Genomic DNA, 17,283 nt, shown 5'->3' with positions numbered 1-17,283 from the left:
CCGCCATTTCATGCGCCGAAACCCGGCTTCCGATGTGATGTGCACGACGAAGACCGGCCCGGCCTGCACGTAACGGCTCGGGGGGCGTAGCCTTGATTTCCGCTGTCCATCACCTTGTGAAGCGGAAGAGGGCGGTTGCCGCCGTGTCGTCTCAGTCCCCCAGTAACTCGAGTATCTCGACCGATCAAGAAGCGGGCTCCGGGTCCAACCCGGCGGCCGCTTTCGGTGCCAATGAGTGGCTCGTCGACGAGATCTACCAGCAGTACCTCCAGGATCCCAGTTCGGTCGACCGCGCCTGGTGGGACTTCTTCGCCGACTACAAGCCGGGCACGTCCGGCACGGCGGACAAGCCCGTTCCCGCGACGGCGGGTGCCGCGGTGACCCCGGCTCCGGCCGCGGGCACCGCGAACAACACCCCGGCCGCCGCGCCCGCTCCGGCCAAGGCCGCGGCCCCCTCGTCCGCCCCCGCCTCCCCGGCGAAGGCAGCCCCGGCGGCCGCACCCGCGAAGCCCGCCGCCGCGCAGGCCGCTCCGGCGAAGGCCGCCCCCGCCAAGGCGGCCCCGGCGAAGGCGGCTCCGGCCGCCGAGAAGAAGGCCGACGACGCGACCGAGGCCCCGGCCGGCCCCGAGTACGTGACGCTGCGCGGCCCCTCGGCCGCCGTCGCGAAGAACATGAACGCCTCGCTGGAGCTGCCGACGGCCACGTCCGTCCGCGCGGTCCCGGTGAAGCTGCTGTTCGACAACCGCATCGTCATCAACAACCACCTCAAGCGCGCCCGCGGCGGGAAGATCTCCTTCACGCACCTCATCGGGTACGCGATGGTGCAGGCCCTCAAGGCCATGCCGTCGATGAACCACTCCTTCGCGGTCAAGGACGGCAAGCCGACCCTGGTCAAGCCGGAGCACGTCAACCTCGGCCTCGCCATCGACCTGGTGAAGCCGAACGGCGACCGCCAGCTGGTCGTCGCGGCCATCAAGAAGGCCGAGACGCTCAACTTCTTCGAGTTCTGGCAGGCGTACGAGGACATCGTCCGCCGCGCCCGTGTCGGCAAGCTCGGCATGGACGACTTCACCGGTGTCACCGCCTCGCTGACCAACCCCGGCGGCATCGGCACCGTGCACTCGGTGCCCCGCCTGATGCCCGGACAGGGCCTCATCATGGGCGTCGGCGCGATGGACTACCCGGCCGAGTTCCAGGGCACCTCGCAGGACACCCTGAACAAGCTGGGCATCTCCAAGGTCATGACGCTGACCTCGACGTACGACCACCGGGTCATCCAGGGTGCGGCGTCCGGCGAGTTCCTCCGCGTCCTGGCCCAGCTCCTGCTCGGCGAGAACGACTTCTACGACGAGATCTTCAAGGCGCTGCGCATCCCCTACGAGCCGGTCCGCTGGCTCAAGGACATCGACGCCTCGCACGACGACGACGTCACCAAGGCCGCGCGGGTCTTCGAGCTGATCCACTCCTACCGGGTCCGGGGCCACGTCATGGCCGACACCGACCCGCTGGAGTACCGCCAGCGCAAGCACCCCGACCTGGACATCACCGAGCACGGCCTCACCCTGTGGGACCTGGAGCGGGACTTCGCGGTCGGCGGCTTCGCCGGCAAGACGATGATGAAGCTCCGCGACATCCTCGGCGTCCTGCGTGAGTCGTACTGCCGCACCACCGGCATCGAGTTCATGCACATCCAGGACCCGAAGGAGCGCAAGTGGATCCAGGACCGGGTGGAGCGTCCGCGCCCGGCCCCGGAGCGTGAGGAGCAGCTGCGGATCCTGCGCCGCCTCAACGCCGCCGAGGCGTTCGAGACGTTCCTGCAGACCAAGTACGTCGGTCAGAAGCGGTTCTCGCTGGAGGGCGGCGAGTCCGTCATCCCGCTGCTCGACGCGGTCATCGACTCCGCGGCGGAGGCGCGCCTGGACGAGGTCGTCATCGGCATGGCCCACCGCGGCCGTCTGAACGTCCTGGCGAACATCGTCGGCAAGTCGTACGCGCAGATCTTCCGGGAGTTCGAGGGCAACCTCGACCCGCGGTCGATGCACGGCTCCGGCGACGTCAAGTACCACCTGGGCGCCGAGGGCACCTTCACCGGTCTGGACGGCGAGCAGATCAAGGTCTCGCTGGCCGCCAACCCCTCGCACCTGGAGGCGGTCGACCCGGTCCTGGAGGGCATCGCCCGCGCCAAGCAGGACATCATCAACAAGGGCGGTACGGACTTCACGGTCCTGCCCGTCGCGCTCCACGGCGACGCGGCCTTCGCGGGCCAGGGTGTCGTCGCGGAGACGCTCAACATGTCGCAGCTGCGCGGTTACCGCACCGGCGGCACCGTGCACGTGGTGATCAACAACCAGGTCGGCTTCACCGCCGCACCGGAGTCCTCGCGCTCCTCGATGTACGCCACCGACGTGGCGCGCATGATCGAGGCGCCGATCATCCACGTCAACGGCGACGACCCGGAGGCCGTGGTGCGGGTCGCGCGCCTCGCCTTCGAGTACCGGCAGACGTTCAACAAGGATGTCGTGATCGACCTCATCTGCTACCGCCGCCGCGGTCACAACGAGGGCGACAACCCGGAGTTCACCAACCCGCAGATGTACACCCTGATCGACAAGAAGCGCTCGGTGCGCAAGCTCTACACCGAGTCCCTCATCGGTCGCGGCGACATCACGCTGGAAGAGGCCGAGCAGGCGCTCCAGGACTTCCAGGGCCAGCTGGAGAAGGTCTTCGCGGAGGTCCGCGAGGCCACCTCGGCGCCGTCCCAGCCGCATGTCCCGGACGTGCAGGCCGAGTTCCCCGTCGCCGTGAACACCGCGGTGTCCTCGGAGGTCGTCAAGCTGATCGCCGAGTCCCAGGTGAACATCCCCGACACGGTGACCGTGCACCCGCGTCTGCTGCCGCAGATGCAGCGCCGCGCCTCCTCGGTGGAGAACGGCACGATCGACTGGGGCATGGGCGAGACCCTGGCCATCGGTTCGCTGCTGATGGAGGGCACCCCGGTCCGGCTCGCCGGCCAGGACACCCGCCGCGGCACGTTCGGGCAGCGTCACGCCGTGCTCGTCGACCAGAAGACCGGCGAGGACTACACCCCGCTGCTCTACCTCTCCGAGGACCAGGCCCGTTACAACGTCTACGACTCGCTGCTCAGCGAGTACGCGGCGATGGGCTTCGAGTACGGCTACTCGCTGGCCCGCCCGGAGTCGCTGGTGATCTGGGAGGCCCAGTTCGGTGACTTCGTCAACGGCGCCCAGACCGTCGTGGACGAGTTCATCTCCTCGGCCGAGCAGAAGTGGGGCCAGACGTCCGGCGTCACCCTGCTGCTGCCGCACGGCTACGAGGGCCAGGGGCCGGACCACTCGTCCGCCCGCCCGGAGCGTTTCCTGCAGATGTGCGCGCAGGACAACATGACGGTCGCGATGCCCACCCTGCCGTCGAACTACTTCCACCTCCTGCGGTGGCAGGTGCACAACCCGCACCACAAGCCGCTGATCGTCTTCACGCCGAAGTCGATGCTGCGCCTCAAGGCCGCGGCGTCGAAGGTGGAGGAGTTCACCACGGGCGGGTTCCGTCCGGTCATCGGCGACGACTCGGTCGAGGCGGAAGCCGTCCGCAAGGTCGTCTTCTGCGCCGGCAAGCTCTTCTACGACCTGGACGCCGAGCGTGTGAAGCGCGGCGACACGGAGACGGCGATCATCCGTCTGGAGCGCCTGTACCCGCTGCCGGGTGCGGAGATCCAGGCCGAGATCGCCAAGTACCCGAACGCGGAGAAGTACCTCTGGGCCCAGGAGGAGCCGGCCAACCAGGGTGCGTGGCCGTTCATCGCGCTCAACCTGATCGACCACCTGGACCTGGCCGTGGGTGCCGACGTGCCGCACGGCGAGCGTCTGCGCCGCATCTCGCGTCCGCACGGGTCGTCCCCGGCGGTCGGCTCGGCCAAGCGCCACCAGGCCGAGCAGACCCAGCTGATCGACGAGGTCTTCGAGGCCTGACCGGCTGCCGTACGTGAGGGAGGCCCGGTCCGCGAGATGTTCGCGGGCCGGGCCTTCGGCCTGTGCGGCCTCGTTATCCTGGTGCCATGTACTTCACGGACCGTGGCATCGAGGAACTGGAGAAGCGGCGCGGCGAGGAGGAGGTCACCTTCGAGTGGCTCGCCGAGCAGCTGCGGACGTTCGTCGATCTCAACCCCGACTTCGAGGTCCCCGTCGAGCGCCTCGCGACCTGGCTCGCCCGGCTGGACGACGACGAGGACGAGTAGTCACCACGTCGGGCCGCCCCGTGCGTCTCGTCGCGCCTCGGCCCTGAACCGGTCGTAGGCGAGCCCCAGGGCCCCTTGGGCCAGCAGGACCAGCCCGGCCGTGATCCATCCCCCGCTGCGTCTGCGGGCTCCCCACAGGGTGAGCGGGAGGCCCGCGGCGACCTGTGCGGTCGCGACGGCGCGGGCGCGCGGGCCGCGCATCCACGGGCCGAGGCCGGTGCTCTCGACGGCGTCGAGCTCGGCCTGCACGGTGTCACGCCAGCCGGCCCACTCGATCCGCTCCACCTGCGGGTGGACATCGGCGGCGGTGCGCAGCCGGTCGGCCGGTTCCCCCGGCGCGAGTCCGGGCGGCAGGGCCACCCCGGTACGGGTGAGCACGGCGAGCAGGCCACGGAGCCGGGCGTCGGCGTCGGTCTCCGGGTCCTGGCGGGTGAGGGCCTCCAGCTCCTGGACGTCCAGCACCGGGTCGAGGCCCAGTCGGGCCGCGAAGGTCCGCATGGCCTCGTCCTCTCCGGCCGGGGTGCCGTCGGCCAGCCAGACGTAGCCGACCGGGCGGCGGAAGCCTGCGGCGAGCGTGTAGCCGGACCGGTCGCCGTCCCACCACAGCGCGAGGACGGGCCAGCTGGAGCCCACCGCGAGTGCGGTGGCCCAGCCGCCCATGACCCGGTCGACGGGTTCGGCTCCGCCGCCGTCGCCGGTGTCGGAGCCGGTGCCCCGGCCGTCGGCCGGACCGTCCCGCCAGGGCTTCCCCTCGGGGACGAGGACGCTCCAGCCGTCCCCGGCGGGCAGGAGCAGCATCCGCTCCTGCAGCAGGTGAGCCGGCGGCCGTACGGTCTCGGGGTCGGCCCGGCAGAGCAGCAGGGCACCCACGGAGGTAGCGGTCATGCTCTCCACGCTAGGCCACCTTGTCCGCGTATGAGGTGATTCGGCGTGCGGCTCGGGCATCCACACCCGCCCAGCCGCCCCTTGACTTGCAGCAACCGCGATATATCGTGTTCATAAGAGACGCGATATGTTGCGTGCCGCCGTGCCTTGGGAGGTCAGTTCCATGCCTGATTCGACGTGGACCGTCGCCGAACCGCAGAAGCTCACCTTCGACGACCCCGTGACGGCGCTGCGCGTGCGCGTCGTCGACGGCACGGTCAACGTCGTCGGCACGACGGAGCCGACGGCGCGACTGGAGGTGTCCGAGATCGAGGGCCCACCCCTGATCGTCACGCGGCGGGGCTCGACCCTGACCGTCGCGTACGAGGATCTGCCGTGGAAGGGGTTCCTGAGCTGGCTCGACCGCCGGAGTCCGCGCCGGCGGGCGGTCGTCTCGCTCGCCGTACCGGCCGGTTCGGGGGTGGAGGTCGGGGTGGTCGGCGCGAGCGCGGTCGTCTCGGGCATCCACGGGCGCACGGAGGTGCGCGGGGTCGGTGGTGACACGACCCTGGTGGGGCTCTCCGGCAAGGTCCGCGCGGAGACCGTCTCGGGGAGCCTGGAGGCCCAGGCCGTGACCGGTGACCTCCGCTTCCATTCGGTGTCCGGCGACCTGACGGTCGTCGAGGGGGCCGGCACGTCGGTGCGGGCGGAGTCCGTCAGTGGTGACATGGTGCTGGACCTCGACACCTCCGCCGAGCCGACGGACATCAGGCTGACCACGGTCTCCGGCGAGATCGCCATACGGCTGCCGCACCCGGCGGACGCCAAGGTGGAGGCGAACACCGCGACCGGCGAGGTCAGCAACGCCTTCGAGGACCTGCGGGTGGGCGGCCAGTGGGGGGCGAAGAAGATTACCGGGAAGCTCGGCGCCGGTACGGGCACGCTCAGGGCGACCACGGTCTCCGGATCGATCGCCCTGCTGCGCCGCCCACCGGCCAAGGACGACCCGCGTGACGCCGAGCCGACCGGAAAGGTGCTCTGACATGCCCCCCGTATTCGCCCATGGACGCCTGCGTCTCTACCTCCTCAAGCTTCTGGACGAGGCCCCGCGCCACGGTTACGAGGTGATCCGGCTGCTGGAGGAGCGCTTCCAGGGCCTGTACGCACCCTCGGCGGGCACGGTCTATCCGCGGCTGGCCAAGCTGGAGGCCGAGGGACTGGTCACCCACGCCACGGAGGGCGGCCGCAAGGTCTACTCCATCACCGACGCGGGACGCGACGAGCTCGCGGGCCGTGGCGGGGAGCTGGCCGATCTGGAGCTGGAGATCCACGAGTCGGTCTCGGAGCTCGCCGCGGAGATACGCGACGACGTGCGCGGCGCGGCGGGCAAGCTGCGCAGCGAGATGCGCGCGGCGGCCTCCGAGTCCAAGAGCGGCGCCGGCGGCGGTTCCGGGCAGGAGGCCGACGCCTGGCGCACCGCGAAGGAAGAGCTGCGCAAGGCGAAGCAGGAGTGGAAGGAGCAGGCCCGCCGGGCCAAGGACGAGTCCCGCCGCGCCCGCGAGGACGCCGACCGGGCCCGCCGTCAGGCCCAGGAGGCGCACGAGAAGGCGCGCGAGCAGATGCAGAACGCCGCCCGGCAGGTACAGGAGCACTTCGCCCGCGGCGACTGGCCCACCGGCGTGCGGGAAGGCCTGGCCGAGATCACGGGGCAGCTGGGCGGCTTCGCCAGATCCGGCACCTGGCCGTCGTACACCAGGCCCGATCCGGCCGAGCCGGACGCCGGCTGGAAGCCCTCGGACCGGCCGGACGTCGAGTGGGCCGCCGACACTCCGGCGACCGGCGACCCGGCCCGGGACCTGGACCGGCTGCTGGACCGCTTCCGCGACGACATCCGGGACGCGGCGCGGGACCGGGGCATCAGCGAGACCCAGCTGACGGAGGCCCGCCACCACCTCGCCACGGCCGCGAGCCGCATCGACGCGCTGCTCCGCGAGCCCGGCGAGGGCGGTGAGGACCGGCAGGACGCCGGACCACGAGCGAAGGGGCTCTGACCACCGGCGGGTGAGCGGCGGATCCTCTGCGGGCGGATGCCGAACGGGGGCCTCCGTCGCAAGTGGCGGCTGTGGAGGGTCCCGGTGTCACGGTCGTGTCAATCAGAGTTGGCACGGTCCGTGGCGAGGCGGGCGTGGCGTTCCACGTCGTACCGGACGTCCTCGTACCGGAGCTTTCCGCGTTCGACGCCCTCCGCCGCGAAGCCGGCCCGCCGGGCCACCGCGCAGGAGGCCGGGTTGTCCGTCCGGTGACCGAGTTCCAGCCGGTAGAGCCCCAGGTCGTCGAAGGCCCAGCGGGCGAGCGCCCGCACCCCGGCCGTGGCCGCGCCCGAACCGCGGGCCGCCTCGGTGGTCCAGTACGAGACCCAGCCGCAGTCGTGGACCTGGTTCATGGCGGTCACGGCCACACAGCCGAGCGCCTCGTCCTCCTCCGCCCTGACGACGGCCCAGGCGTATCCGGTGCCGGCCACACGTTCCCGCTCCCGGCGGGCGACCCACTCCAGCGCGTCGGCCGGCGTGGCGACCAGGTGGCCACCGGACTGCCGGACCATCTCGTCCGGCGCGAAGGCCCGGAGCACGGCCGGTGCGTCGGACGGCCGCCAGTGCCGCAGCAGGAACCGGGCGGGCGCCCGGCGCCCGGTCCCCGGCCTCACGGGGCGGTCAGCACGATCTTCCCGAACAGGTCACCCGCGGCAAGCCGTTCGAACCCCTCCCGGGCCCGGTCGAGCGGCAGGGCTTCGTCGATGACCGGCCGTACTCCGGTGGCCGCGCAGAAGGACAGCAGGTCCTCCAGCTCGTCCTTGGACCCCATCGTGGAGCCGACGACCTTGAGCTCCAGGAAGAAGATCCGGGTCAGTTCGGCGTGCGCGGGCCGATCGCCGCTGGTGGCACCCGAGATGACCAGAGTGCCCCCGGGCCGGAGCGACTTCACCGAGTGGGACCAGGTCGCGGCCCCGACGGTCTCGATGACGGCGTCGACCCGCCGCGGCAGTCGCGCGCCGGGCTCGTACGCCTCCACGGCCCCCAGCTCGACGGCCTTCTCGCGCTTGGCCTCGTCACGGCTGGTGGCGTACACCCTGAGCCCGGCGGCCTTGCCCAGCACGATCGCCGCCGTGGCCACGCCGCCTCCGGCGCCCTGGACGAGTACGGAGTCCCCGGGGCGCACACCGGCGTTGGTAAAGAGCATGCGGTACGCCGTCAGCCAGGCCGTGGGCAGGCAGGCGGCCTGCTCGAAGGTCAGCTCCCTGGGCTTCGGCAGGACGTTCCAGCTGGGGACGGTGACCTGCTCGGCGAAGGTGCCCTGGTAGCGCTCGGTGAGGATGGAGCGCGGTTCGTCGGGGCCGACCCCGTGACCGGTCTGGCCGATGACGGAGTGCAGGACGACCTCGTTGCCGTCCTGGTCGATCCCGGCGGCGTCGCAGCCGAGGATCATGGGCAGCTTGTCCTCGGTGATCCCGACCCCGCGCAGGGACCACAGGTCATGGTGGTTGAGGGAGGCGGCCTTGACCTGGACGGTGGTCCAGCCGGGCCGCGCCTCGGGCGCGGGGCGTTCGCCCAGCTCGAGGCCGTTGAGGGGCTGGTCGCGGTCGATGCGTGCGGCGTAGGCGGCGAACATGGCCACGACGATAGGCCGTGACGCGCCGTGACGTAACCGTTCGGTGGTGTGACACAGGCCCCAGAGCACGGGCCGTGCGAGGGGCGGGAAGGAGGCCGTTCCCCTCCCGCCCCTCCGGCGCGTCAGCGGCGTGCCACGCCCTCGGCGCGGGCCGCGGCCGCCACCGCGGCCGTGACCGCCGGGGCGACCCGCTCGTCGAACGGGGACGGGATCACGTAGTCGGCGGACAGTTCGTCACCGACGACGTCCGCGAGCGCGTTCGCCGCGGCGATCTTCATACCCTCGGTGATCCGGGAGGCCCGGACCTGGAGGGCGCCCGCGAAGATGCCGGGGAACGCCAGCACGTTGTTGATCTGGTTCGGGTAGTCCGACCGGCCGGTCGCCACCACGGAGGCGTACTTGTGCGCGGTCTCGGGGTGGACCTCGGGGTTCGGGTTGGCCATGGCGAAGACGAACGCGCCCGGCGCCATGGAGGCGACGGCCGGCTCGGGGACCGTGCCTCCGGAGACACCGATGAACACGTCGGCCCCCGCCAGGGCCACTTCGAGGGAACCGGTGAGGCCTGCCCGGTTGGTGAGCTCGGCCAGTTCCCGCTTGACGTCGGTGAGGTCGTCCCGGTCCTTGCTCACGATGCCCTTGCGGTCGGCGACGGCGACATCGCCGATGCCCGCCTCCAGCAGGAACTTCGCGATGGCCACACCGGCCGCGCCGGCACCCGAGATGACGCCGCGCAGATCACCGAGCGTCCGGCCGGAGAGCTTCGCCGCGTTCCGCAGGGCGGCGAGCGTCACGACGGCCGTACCGTGCTGGTCGTCGTGGAACACCGGGATGTCCAGGCGCTCCTGGAGCTTGCGCTCGATCTCGAAGCACCGGGGCGCCGAGATGTCCTCCAGGTTGACCCCGCCGAAGGACGGCGCGAGGCGCACCACGGTGTCGACGATCTCGTCCGCGTCGGTCGTGGCGAGCGCGATCGGCACCGCGTCGACCCCGCCGAACTGCTTGAAGAGGATCGCCTTGCCCTCCATCACCGGGAGGGATGCCTCGGGTCCGATGTCGCCCAGGCCGAGCACGGCGGTGCCGTCCGTCACGACGGCCACGACCTGGGACTTCCAGGTGTAGTCGTGCACCAGCTCGGGGTTGTCGGCGATGGCGCTGCACACCTTGGCCACGCCGGGCGTGTACGCGAGGGACAGGTCGTCCTTGTCGCGGATCGGGACGGTGGACCGCACCGCCATCTTCCCGCCGCGGTGCAGGGCGAAGGCCGGATCGAAGGGTTCGTCCGTACCGCTGATGCCGTCCGCGCCGGCCGGGCCGGGCGCGCTGTCGCTGCGAGGATTGACGATCTCCGCTGCCATTGTGTTGACCCCTTAAGTCTTCATCATTGAGGGTGGCCACTCCTGGTTGAGGAGGGGTGGGCGGGCACCGCGTACGTCCCCGGCACCGAGCGGTCGATCCGCTCCGGCCGGGGGGTGGTACGCGCGGGCGCGCCGCACACGCGCCCTGAGCCCCGGATGAGGGGTGTAAAGGTCTTTCTTACCCGACGGACCGGGCTCGGGACGAGTCCATATCGACGCGGTGATGTGACTCATAGTCGAATATCTGGACAAGTCCACTAAGGAGCACAAAGGTCGTCCACGGGTCGAGACGTACCGGAGATTCTCCGGGGCAAAGCTCGAATTCCAACAGATGATCCGGCCTTACGGCACAGCCTCGTTGGGGTCCGGGGATCACCCGTTACCCGATTTTGACATGCTCGGCCCCCTGAATGGACCCGTCCGAATGGCAAGATGCCCTAATCACACAAGGTGGCGACACTCGAAGGTGCGTGCGCACCCACCTGACCAGCATTCCCTCACCGCCGGAGGACACCGACCATGACCGCAAGCACCCTCTGTCGTACGACCGCGAAGTCCCGGATTGCCGCGGTCTGCGCGGTCGCGGTCGCCGGCACCCTGCTGCTGACCGCCTGTGGCGACCAGACCGACGGCGGTTCGACGAAGGCCGGTGACACCACCGCCTCCAAGAGCGGTGCCCCGCTCTTCGACAAGCTGCCGGAGAAGTACCGGAAGTCCGGTGTCATCAAGGTCGGCACCAATGCCGAGTACGCCCCGATGGAATCCGTCGAGAACGGCAAGATCGTCGGCGTCGACCCGGATCTCGCCGACGCCCTCGGCAAGCAGCTCGGCGTGAAGTTCGAGTTCACCTCCGGTTCCTTCGACGGCCTGATCACCGCCCTGAACACCGGCCGCCACGACATCGCCATGTCGTCCATCACGGACAACAAGCAGCGCCAGGAAGGCCTCGACGACAGCGGCAAGAAGCTCGGCAAGGGCGTGGACTTCGTCGACTACTTCCTGGCCGGCACCGCCGTCTACACCAAGAAGGGCAACCCCGAGGGCATCAAGTCCATCGAGGACCTGTGCGGCAAGGTCGCGGCCGTCCAGCGCGGCACCACCTACGAGGACGCGCTGAAGAAGCAGTCCAAGGCCTGCACCGACGGCGGCGGGAAGGCCGTCAAGATCGAGTCCTTCGAGAACGACACGGAGGCCCAGACCCGCGTGAAGTCGGGCGGCGCGGTCGCCGGTGTCAACGACTACCCGGTCGCGGTGGACCTGGCCCGCAAGGCCGGCGGCGGCAACGACTTCGAGGTGGTCGGCGAGCAGGTCGACGCGGGTCCGTTCGGCATCGCGGTCAACAAGGACAACACCGAGCTGCGCGACGTCCTCAAGGAGGCCGTGGACGCGATCATCGCCGACGGCTCCTACAAGGCGGTGCTCGACAAGTGGGGTGCCGGCACCGGAGCGATCGACAAGGCCGCCGTCAACGGCGGCAAGTGACCGGCGCACCCTGAAGGGCAGTCACCGTGACTGACAAGTTCGACAAGGTGCCCGGCGGCCCATCGGTCGCCGACGCGCCCGTCTCCGGTCCCACCACCGTCGCGCCGGAGACCATCAGAGCCGTTCCCGTCCGGCACTACGGCCGCTGGATCAGCGCCGTGGTCGTCATCGCTCTGCTCGCCGCCCTGGTGTACGCCTTCTCGCAGGGCAACATCCAGTGGCACGCGGTCCAGGACAAGCTGTTCGACGACACCGTGCTGGCCGGAGCCGGCCGCACACTGATGATCAGCGTGCTCGCCATGGTCCTCGGCGTGGTCCTGGGTGTGGTCCTCGCCGTCATGCGGCTCTCGAAGAACCCGGTGACCAGCTGGGTCGCCTGGCTCTACATCTGGTTCTTCCGCGGCACGCCCGTCTACGTGCAGCTGCTGCTCTGGTTCAACCTCGCCCTGGTCTTCCCGATCCTCAACATCCCGTTCGTCTACAAGGACGAGATGACCGATGTGATGACCCCCTTCATGTGCGCCCTGCTGGGGCTCGGCCTCAACGAGGCCGCGTACATGGCGGAGATCTGCCGGGCGGGCATCCAGTCGGTGGACGAGGGCCAGACCGAGGCCTCGCACGCGCTGGGCATGACCCAGGCCAAGACCATGCGCCGCGTGGTGCTCCCGCAGGCGCTGCGGGTCATCATCCCGCCGACCGGCAACGAGTTCATCAACATGCTGAAGACCTCGTCCCTGGTGTACGCGGTCACCTACAACGAGCTGCTGCGCTCGACGTCGCAGATCGGCTCGACCAGTTACGCGGTGATGGAGATGCTCTTCGTCGCCTCCATCTGGTACATCGTCATGACCAGCATCTTCAGCGTGGGCCAGTACTACCTGGAGCGCCGGTACGCCCGGGGCTCGCTGCGGAGCCTGCCGCTCACCCCGTTCCAGCGGGTCAAGGTGGCTCTCACCTCCTTCAGCAACCGCCCCTCGGGAGGTGTCTCCGCATGACCGCCATGGTGAAGGCCGAGGGCGTACACAAGTCCTTCGGCGCCGCGCACATCCTCAAGGGCATCGACCTGGAGGTCGCCCCGCGTGAGGTCTTCTGCCTGATCGGCCCGTCCGGCTCCGGCAAGTCGACGTTCCTGCGGTGCATCAACCACCTGGAGAAGATCAACGCCGGCCGGCTGTACGTCGACGGCGACCTGGTCGGCTACCGGCAGAAGGGCGACCGGCTCCACGAGCTCAAGGACAGCGAGGTCGCCCTGAAGCGCCGGGACATCGGCATGGTCTTCCAGCGCTTCAACCTGTTCCCGCACATGACGGCGGTCGAGAACGTCATGGAGGCCCCGATCCAGGTCAAGGGCGAGGCCAAGGCCGTCGCCCGGGCCCGCGCCGAGCGGCTCCTGGACCGCGTCGGCCTCTCGGACAAGGCGGGGAACTACCCCTCGCAGCTCTCCGGCGGCCAGCAGCAGCGGGTGGCCATCGCCCGCGCCCTGGCCATGGAGCCGAAGCTGATGCTGTTCGACGAGCCGACCTCGGCGCTCGACCCGGAGCTGGTCGGCGACGTCCTGGACGTCATGCGCGGCCTCGCCGAGGACGGCATGACGATGATCGTGGTCACCCATGAGATGGGCTTCGCCCGCGAGGTGGGCGACGCGCTGGTGTTCATGGACGACGGGGTCGTGGTCGAGTCGGGCCACCCCCGCGATGTCCTGACGAGCCCTCAGCACGACCGGACGAAGTCCTTCCTGTCCAAGGTGTTGTAGGTCCGGCCGCACGGCGAAGGGCGGTACGGGCCGGTGGTCCGTACCGCCCTTCGCGCATGACATCAGCCCCGCGGTCGCAGCTCCGGCCGCAGCATCAGAGCGCGCACCTGCGCGCGGTCGAGCGGCGGGTTCCTCAGCAGCGGCCCCTGGGAGCGCGGTCCGAGATAGCCGGTGCTGGAGCGCACGGCGAGCAGTGAGCCGTCCTTCAGCACCAGCCGCCCGGTGATCTCGGGCCCCCACTGCGGGCTGCCGCCGTACGCCATGGCGTCCCGCCAGGTCGTCAGGACGCCGCCGTCCGGCAGCCGCTCGCGGACGCAGTCGGTGCGCGGCGGCTCCTTGCCCTGGGTGGCACACAGGTCGCCGCCGAGGCTTCCGCCGAACTTCCTCTCCACCTGGGCGGGCTTCATGAACGACAGGGTCAGATAGCCGGCACCGCCGTCCTCGCGGATCAGGTACTGCCCGTCCAGCGGGCCGACGTACGTCTCCCCGGCATGCTCGGGGGGCACGCCCTTGATCAGGGCGGCGAGGGAGACCTGCTCGACGCCGCCCACGGCCTCGGGCAGCAGGGCGGCCAGCCGGCCGGCCTTGTCGCCTCCGCTCGCCGTGGCGACCGGGGCCGCCGCGACGGAGGTGCCCGTGGGCGTGCCGTCGGTCAGCTGGGGCAGGGCCACTCCCCCGGTGGCGACGACCGCGAGCGCGGCCCCCGCGACGCCCGCCCGGCGGCGGAAGCGGACCCGGGCGGCCCTGGCGTACACCGCCCCGGTGGAGACCGCCGGGCGGCCGGCGTCCCGGGCGGCCCGTGCCAGCAGTTCACGCACGTCGTTCATACCAGTTCCTCCATGATGTCCGCCGCCATCCGCGTGCGCAGCGCCGCCAGCCCCCGGGCCGTGTGGCTCTTGACCGTGTTCTCCCGCATGCCGAGCGTCTCGGCCGCCTCGGCCACGCTCAGGTCCTCCCAGTAGCGCAGGACGAGCACGGCACGCTGCTTGGCGGTGAGTCCGGCGAGCGCCTGACGCACCACCAGCCCGGTGTCCGTGTCGGTCGGCGCCGCCGCGTGGTCAGGCAGCTCCGCGTAGGCCTGTTCACGCCGCCAGAACCGGCGGCGGCTCGCGATGAAGGTGTTGACCAGGGTCTTGCGTGCGTACGCCTCGATGTTGTCGAGCCGTCCGTGACGCCTTCCGCCGAGCACGACCTTGACCAGGGCCGTCTGGACCAGGTCCTCGGCCTCGTGCCGGTCGCCGCACAACAGGTAGGCGCTGCGGAACAGCGCGGTGCGGCGGTTCTCCACGAAGGCGTACAGCGCGGCGTCGTCATCGATCCGCATCGTCGGCGCCCCTCTCCGGGCCCGCGGGCGCGGACCGTCTCACCCTTCCAGTGCGGTGGGCCCGGCGGGAGGTTGCGGGCACACGAAAGGAGTCAGGGCCGTCCCTGACTCCTTTCGGTGCCGGCTACTTGACCGCGAGGACCAGGCTGTCGGAGGGCGAGCTCCAGACCGCGCGTGCCTCGGCGAAGCCGGCGGCGCGCAGGGTGGCGGCGTGCCACTGCGGGGAGGGCATGTCACCGTCCGCGTGCTCGCCGTAGATGCGGAAGCGCTCGGCGGTCGGCGCCGCGAGGACCGGGTCCTCGGCGGCCAGGGCCCACCAGTCGGCCCAGTCGACGGCTCCCTCTGCCCGGGCGCGGTCCATCGCGGCGTGCCGGTGCGCGCGTTCGGCGGCGTTGATTCGCGGGGTCGCCGTGTCGATCATGTGGTCGGCGTTCATGAACACCCCGCCGTCACGGACCAGTCGCCCGACCTGCCCGTACAGTTCCGCGAGCGGCTCGCTGTGCAGCCAGTGCAGGGCCGTGGCGGTCAGGACCGCGTCGTACGAGGTGTGCGGGAGGCGTTCCGTCCAGGCCGGGTCCTTGAGGTCGGCGGTCACGAAGGTGACCCGGTCGTCGCCCTCGAAGGTGCCGCGGGCGATGGCCAGCAGGGCGGGGTCCAGGTCGACACCGGTGCTGGTGGCGTCCGGGAACCGCTTGAAGAGGCGGTCGGTGATACTTCCCGTACCGCACGCCAGGTCGAGGACCCTCGGTGCGGGCCCCACGACGGCCTCCACCATGTCCAGCATCACCCGGAACCGCTCCTCGCGGTCCGGCATGTACCACTCCTGCTGCCGGTCCCAGCTCTCCTGCCAGGAGTGCCAGTCGGTAATCTGCGCAGCCTCCGCCATCCCAACCTCCACGTAATGCCCAGTAAGCATGCTCGACCATTACACTGGTCGACAACAGCGACCCTAGACCGATGCCGTAAGGACTACAAGTGGAACTGGCCCATTACTCGGATTACGCCGTGCGTCTGGTGAACACCGAGGAGCCGGCCCGCGCCAAGGATTCGCTCACCACCGTCGAGTCCGTGCGCGAGCTCTTCGGTGCCAACGCCCAGGCCGCCCGACGCGCCACCGACGCGGACGTGACGCGCTTCAGGTCCGTACGGGCCCGGCTGCGCGCGGTCTTCGAGGCGGCCGACAGCGGCGCCGAGACACTCGCCGTGGACCTGCTGAACTCCCTGCTGCTGGAATTCCCGGTGAGCCCGCAGATCTCCGGCCACGACACCCGTGACGCGGACGGCAAGCCGGACTGGCACATGCACCTGGCCGACCACCCGTCGAACGCCACGGCCGGTTTCGCCGCCATCGCGGCGATGGGCCTGGCCTTCCACCTCACCTCGTACGGTGTGGACCGGCTTGGGCTGTGCGAGGCGGCCCCCTGCCGCAACGCCTACCTCGACACCTCCACCAACCGCTCGCGGCGCTACTGCTCGGACCGCTGTGCGACCCGCGCCAACGTGGCGGCCTACCGGGCCCGCAAGCGCCTGGAGACGGAGCGGTCAGCGGAGACGGGACGCACCGCGGACACAGCCCAGCCGAGCACTCCGGCCAGCGAGCGCTGATCGTTCTTCAGCGGCCGGTAGCGGGCGCGCACCCGGGCCAGCACCAGTTCCTCGGGCACGGCGCCGTAGTCCGTGCTGTCCCCGCCCGCGTAGGCGTTGTCGCCCAGCACCCACCACCCGTTGCCGCGCCGCTCGGCCGCCCGCTTCACCACCAGCAGGTCCTGCTGGAACGGGTGGCGCAGAATCACCACGTCGCCGGGGCGCACCCGCGCCCCGTACTGCACGAGCAGCCAGTCCCCGTGGTAGAAGGTGGGCACCATCGAGGGCCCCGTCACCTCCACCACCTGGAACGGTCTGCGCACCGCCCGTCCGCCTCCGGGCTCCTGCGTCAGCTCCGGCATCCGTGGCACCTCCCGGTCCGTCCTCCAGTACACCGCCGTGCGTACCGTTTCGTACATCCGGCCACTGGTCTCATCCTCACCCTGGACTTTTGGCCTAAGCCCACGGGGGCAGGCGCAAAAAAGACTCCCCCACGGAGTAATGTCCCACCTGAGAAGACGATCACGAGGAAGGACAGCTCCATGCTTTCCCGCCTGTTTGCCCCCAAGGTGAAGGTCAGCGCGCACTGCGACCTGCCCTGCGGCGTGTACGACCCGGCCCAGGCCCGCATCGAGGCCGAGTCCGTCAAGGCCGTCCAGGAGAAGTACCAGGCCAACGACGACGCGGACTACCGCACGCGCGCCATCCTGATCAAGGAGCAGCGCGCCGAGCTCGCGAAGCACCACGTCTCGGTGCTCTGGAGCGACTACTTCAAGCCCCCGCACTTCGAGAAGTACCCGGAGCTGCACCAGCTGGTCAACGACACCCTGAAGGCGCTCTCCGCGGCCAAGGGCTCGAACGACCCGGCCACGGGCCAGAAGGCCCTGGACCTGATCGCCCAGATCGACAAGATCTTCTGGGAGACCAAGAAGGCCTGACCGGCCTCCTGTCCGGCCGAGGCCGGACCGCCGGTCCACCGCGGGGAAGGGCCCGGACGCCTGAG

At 70.5% G+C, this 17,283-nt stretch carries 17 protein-coding genes; 9 read left to right on the top strand and 8 right to left on the bottom strand.

From position 1 onward, the window contains the following. Positions 1-143: 143 nt before the first annotated feature. Complete coding sequence (locus SACTE_RS22395; RefSeq protein ID WP_014048296.1) at positions 144-3,986, top strand: multifunctional oxoglutarate decarboxylase/oxoglutarate dehydrogenase thiamine pyrophosphate-binding subunit/dihydrolipoyllysine-residue succinyltransferase subunit; 3,843 nt, start codon at positions 144-146, stop codon at positions 3,984-3,986. Positions 3,987-4,072: 86 nt separating this feature from the next. Next, the gene (locus tag SACTE_RS22390; RefSeq protein WP_014048295.1) at positions 4,073-4,252 is read left to right on the top strand and encodes a DUF6104 family protein; all 180 of its coding nucleotides are present in this window, start codon (positions 4,073-4,075) and stop codon (positions 4,250-4,252) included. On the opposite strand, the gene SACTE_RS22385 is transcribed toward SACTE_RS22390, so the two are convergent. Further along, the gene (locus SACTE_RS22385) at positions 4,253-5,137 is read right to left on the bottom strand and encodes a hypothetical protein (RefSeq protein ID WP_026358935.1); all 885 of its coding nucleotides are present in this window, start codon (positions 5,135-5,137) and stop codon (positions 4,253-4,255) included. Positions 5,138-5,300: 163 nt separating this feature from the next. Here SACTE_RS22385 and SACTE_RS22380 point away from each other — a divergent pair, with 163 nt between their 5' ends. Together SACTE_RS22380 and SACTE_RS22375 are read left to right on the top strand one after the other, a co-directional pair. Beyond that, positions 5,301-6,158, top strand: a complete 858-nt coding sequence (locus SACTE_RS22380) for a DUF4097 family beta strand repeat-containing protein (protein WP_014048293.1) — start codon at positions 5,301-5,303, stop codon at positions 6,156-6,158. 1 nt (position 6,159) lies between these two features. Beyond that, on the top strand, positions 6,160-7,167 hold the full coding sequence (locus tag SACTE_RS22375) for a PadR family transcriptional regulator (protein WP_014048292.1): 1,008 nt from the start codon (positions 6,160-6,162) through the stop codon (positions 7,165-7,167). A gap of 98 nt (positions 7,168-7,265) precedes the next feature. Here the strand turns inward: SACTE_RS22375 and SACTE_RS22370 are convergent, their stop codons facing one another. The 3 genes from SACTE_RS22370 to SACTE_RS22360 form a co-directional block, all read right to left on the bottom strand. Further along, complete coding sequence (locus SACTE_RS22370) at positions 7,266-7,820, bottom strand: GNAT family N-acetyltransferase (RefSeq protein WP_014048291.1); 555 nt, start codon at positions 7,818-7,820, stop codon at positions 7,266-7,268. Next, a complete protein-coding gene (locus SACTE_RS22365; RefSeq protein ID WP_014048290.1) occupies positions 7,817-8,782 on the bottom strand; it encodes a zinc-binding dehydrogenase in 966 nt (321 codons plus the stop codon). Before SACTE_RS22365 ends, SACTE_RS22370 begins: the two co-directional genes overlap by 4 nt. Before the next feature lie 122 nt (positions 8,783-8,904). Continuing rightward, positions 8,905-10,137 (bottom strand): NADP-dependent malic enzyme, encoded by a 1,233-nt coding sequence (locus SACTE_RS22360; protein ID WP_014048289.1) that lies wholly within the window; start codon positions 10,135-10,137, stop codon positions 8,905-8,907. Between the two features lie 519 nt (positions 10,138-10,656). Between SACTE_RS22360 and SACTE_RS22355 the strand changes: the two genes are divergently transcribed. From SACTE_RS22355 to SACTE_RS22345, 3 genes are read left to right on the top strand one after another with little or no spacing between them, the layout of a single operon-like run. Further along, the gene (locus SACTE_RS22355) at positions 10,657-11,619 is read left to right on the top strand and encodes an ABC transporter substrate-binding protein (protein ID WP_014048288.1); all 963 of its coding nucleotides are present in this window, start codon (positions 10,657-10,659) and stop codon (positions 11,617-11,619) included. A gap of 47 nt (positions 11,620-11,666) precedes the next feature. After that, complete coding sequence (locus tag SACTE_RS22350; RefSeq protein ID WP_086021294.1) at positions 11,667-12,614, top strand: amino acid ABC transporter permease; 948 nt, start codon at positions 11,667-11,669, stop codon at positions 12,612-12,614. Continuing rightward, a complete protein-coding gene (locus SACTE_RS22345) occupies positions 12,611-13,372 on the top strand; it encodes an amino acid ABC transporter ATP-binding protein (RefSeq protein ID WP_014048286.1) in 762 nt (253 codons plus the stop codon). The genes SACTE_RS22350 and SACTE_RS22345 overlap by 4 nt, the downstream gene beginning before the upstream one ends. A gap of 62 nt (positions 13,373-13,434) precedes the next feature. Here the strand turns inward: SACTE_RS22345 and SACTE_RS22340 are convergent, their stop codons facing one another. The 3 genes from SACTE_RS22340 to SACTE_RS22330 form a co-directional block, all read right to left on the bottom strand. Beyond that, positions 13,435-14,199, bottom strand: a complete 765-nt coding sequence (locus SACTE_RS22340) for a hypothetical protein (protein ID WP_014048285.1) — start codon at positions 14,197-14,199, stop codon at positions 13,435-13,437. After that, positions 14,196-14,696 (bottom strand): SigE family RNA polymerase sigma factor, encoded by a 501-nt coding sequence (locus SACTE_RS22335; RefSeq protein WP_014048284.1) that lies wholly within the window; start codon positions 14,694-14,696, stop codon positions 14,196-14,198. Before SACTE_RS22335 ends, SACTE_RS22340 begins: the two co-directional genes overlap by 4 nt. Positions 14,697-14,820: 124 nt before the next feature. Further along, the gene (locus SACTE_RS22330; protein ID WP_014048283.1) at positions 14,821-15,582 is read right to left on the bottom strand and encodes a class I SAM-dependent methyltransferase; all 762 of its coding nucleotides are present in this window, start codon (positions 15,580-15,582) and stop codon (positions 14,821-14,823) included. An 89-nt stretch (positions 15,583-15,671) separates the two neighbouring features. Here SACTE_RS22330 and SACTE_RS22325 point away from each other — a divergent pair, with 89 nt between their 5' ends. After that, entirely contained in the window at positions 15,672-16,301 is a 630-nt protein-coding gene (locus SACTE_RS22325) for a CGNR zinc finger domain-containing protein (protein WP_014048282.1), read from the top strand. Here the strand turns inward: SACTE_RS22325 and sodX are convergent. Beyond that, positions 16,205-16,642 carry a nickel-type superoxide dismutase maturation protease gene (gene sodX, locus SACTE_RS22320; protein ID WP_014048281.1) on the bottom strand — a complete coding sequence of 146 codons (438 nt, stop codon included), beginning with the start codon at positions 16,640-16,642 and terminating at the stop codon, positions 16,205-16,207. The two genes, SACTE_RS22325 and sodX, sit on opposite strands and share 97 nt — an antisense overlap. Before the next feature lie 180 nt (positions 16,643-16,822). Between sodX and sodN the strand changes: the two genes are divergently transcribed. Beyond that, the gene (gene sodN, locus SACTE_RS22315; RefSeq protein WP_014048280.1) at positions 16,823-17,218 is read left to right on the top strand and encodes a superoxide dismutase, Ni; all 396 of its coding nucleotides are present in this window, start codon (positions 16,823-16,825) and stop codon (positions 17,216-17,218) included. Positions 17,219-17,283: the final 65 nt, after the last annotated feature.

The sequence above is a fragment of the Streptomyces sp. SirexAA-E genome, from assembly GCF_000177195.2.
GTDB lineage: Bacteria > Actinomycetota > Actinomycetes > Streptomycetales > Streptomycetaceae > Streptomyces > Streptomyces flavovirens.
Note: the sequence above shows the minus strand (reverse complement) of the source record. Positions and strands in the feature narration are given on the sequence as shown.

Bases quoted from the DNA above. Each gene is read 5' to 3' on its own strand.
- SACTE_RS22390 (WP_014048295.1), top strand. From the start codon at position 4,073: ATGTACTTCACGGACCGTGGCATCGAGGAACTGGAGAAGCGGCGCGGC.
- SACTE_RS22385 (WP_026358935.1), bottom strand. From the start codon at position 5,137: ATGACCGCTACCTCCGTGGGTGCCCTGCTGCTCTGCCGGGCCGACCCC.
- SACTE_RS22380 (WP_014048293.1), top strand. From the start codon at position 5,301: ATGCCTGATTCGACGTGGACCGTCGCCGAACCGCAGAAGCTCACCTTC.
- SACTE_RS22375 (WP_014048292.1), top strand. From the start codon at position 6,160: ATGCCCCCCGTATTCGCCCATGGACGCCTGCGTCTCTACCTCCTCAAG.
- SACTE_RS22365 (WP_014048290.1), bottom strand. From the start codon at position 8,782: ATGTTCGCCGCCTACGCCGCACGCATCGACCGCGACCAGCCCCTCAAC.
- SACTE_RS22360 (WP_014048289.1), bottom strand. From the start codon at position 10,137: ATGGCAGCGGAGATCGTCAATCCTCGCAGCGACAGCGCGCCCGGCCCG.
- SACTE_RS22355 (WP_014048288.1), top strand. From the start codon at position 10,657: ATGACCGCAAGCACCCTCTGTCGTACGACCGCGAAGTCCCGGATTGCC.
- SACTE_RS22345 (WP_014048286.1), top strand. From the start codon at position 12,611: ATGACCGCCATGGTGAAGGCCGAGGGCGTACACAAGTCCTTCGGCGCC.
- SACTE_RS22340 (WP_014048285.1), bottom strand. From the start codon at position 14,199: ATGAACGACGTGCGTGAACTGCTGGCACGGGCCGCCCGGGACGCCGGC.
- SACTE_RS22335 (WP_014048284.1), bottom strand. From the start codon at position 14,696: ATGCGGATCGATGACGACGCCGCGCTGTACGCCTTCGTGGAGAACCGC.
- SACTE_RS22330 (WP_014048283.1), bottom strand. From the start codon at position 15,582: ATGGCGGAGGCTGCGCAGATTACCGACTGGCACTCCTGGCAGGAGAGC.
- sodX (WP_014048281.1), bottom strand. From the start codon at position 16,642: ATGCCGGAGCTGACGCAGGAGCCCGGAGGCGGACGGGCGGTGCGCAGA.
- sodN (WP_014048280.1), top strand. From the start codon at position 16,823: ATGCTTTCCCGCCTGTTTGCCCCCAAGGTGAAGGTCAGCGCGCACTGC.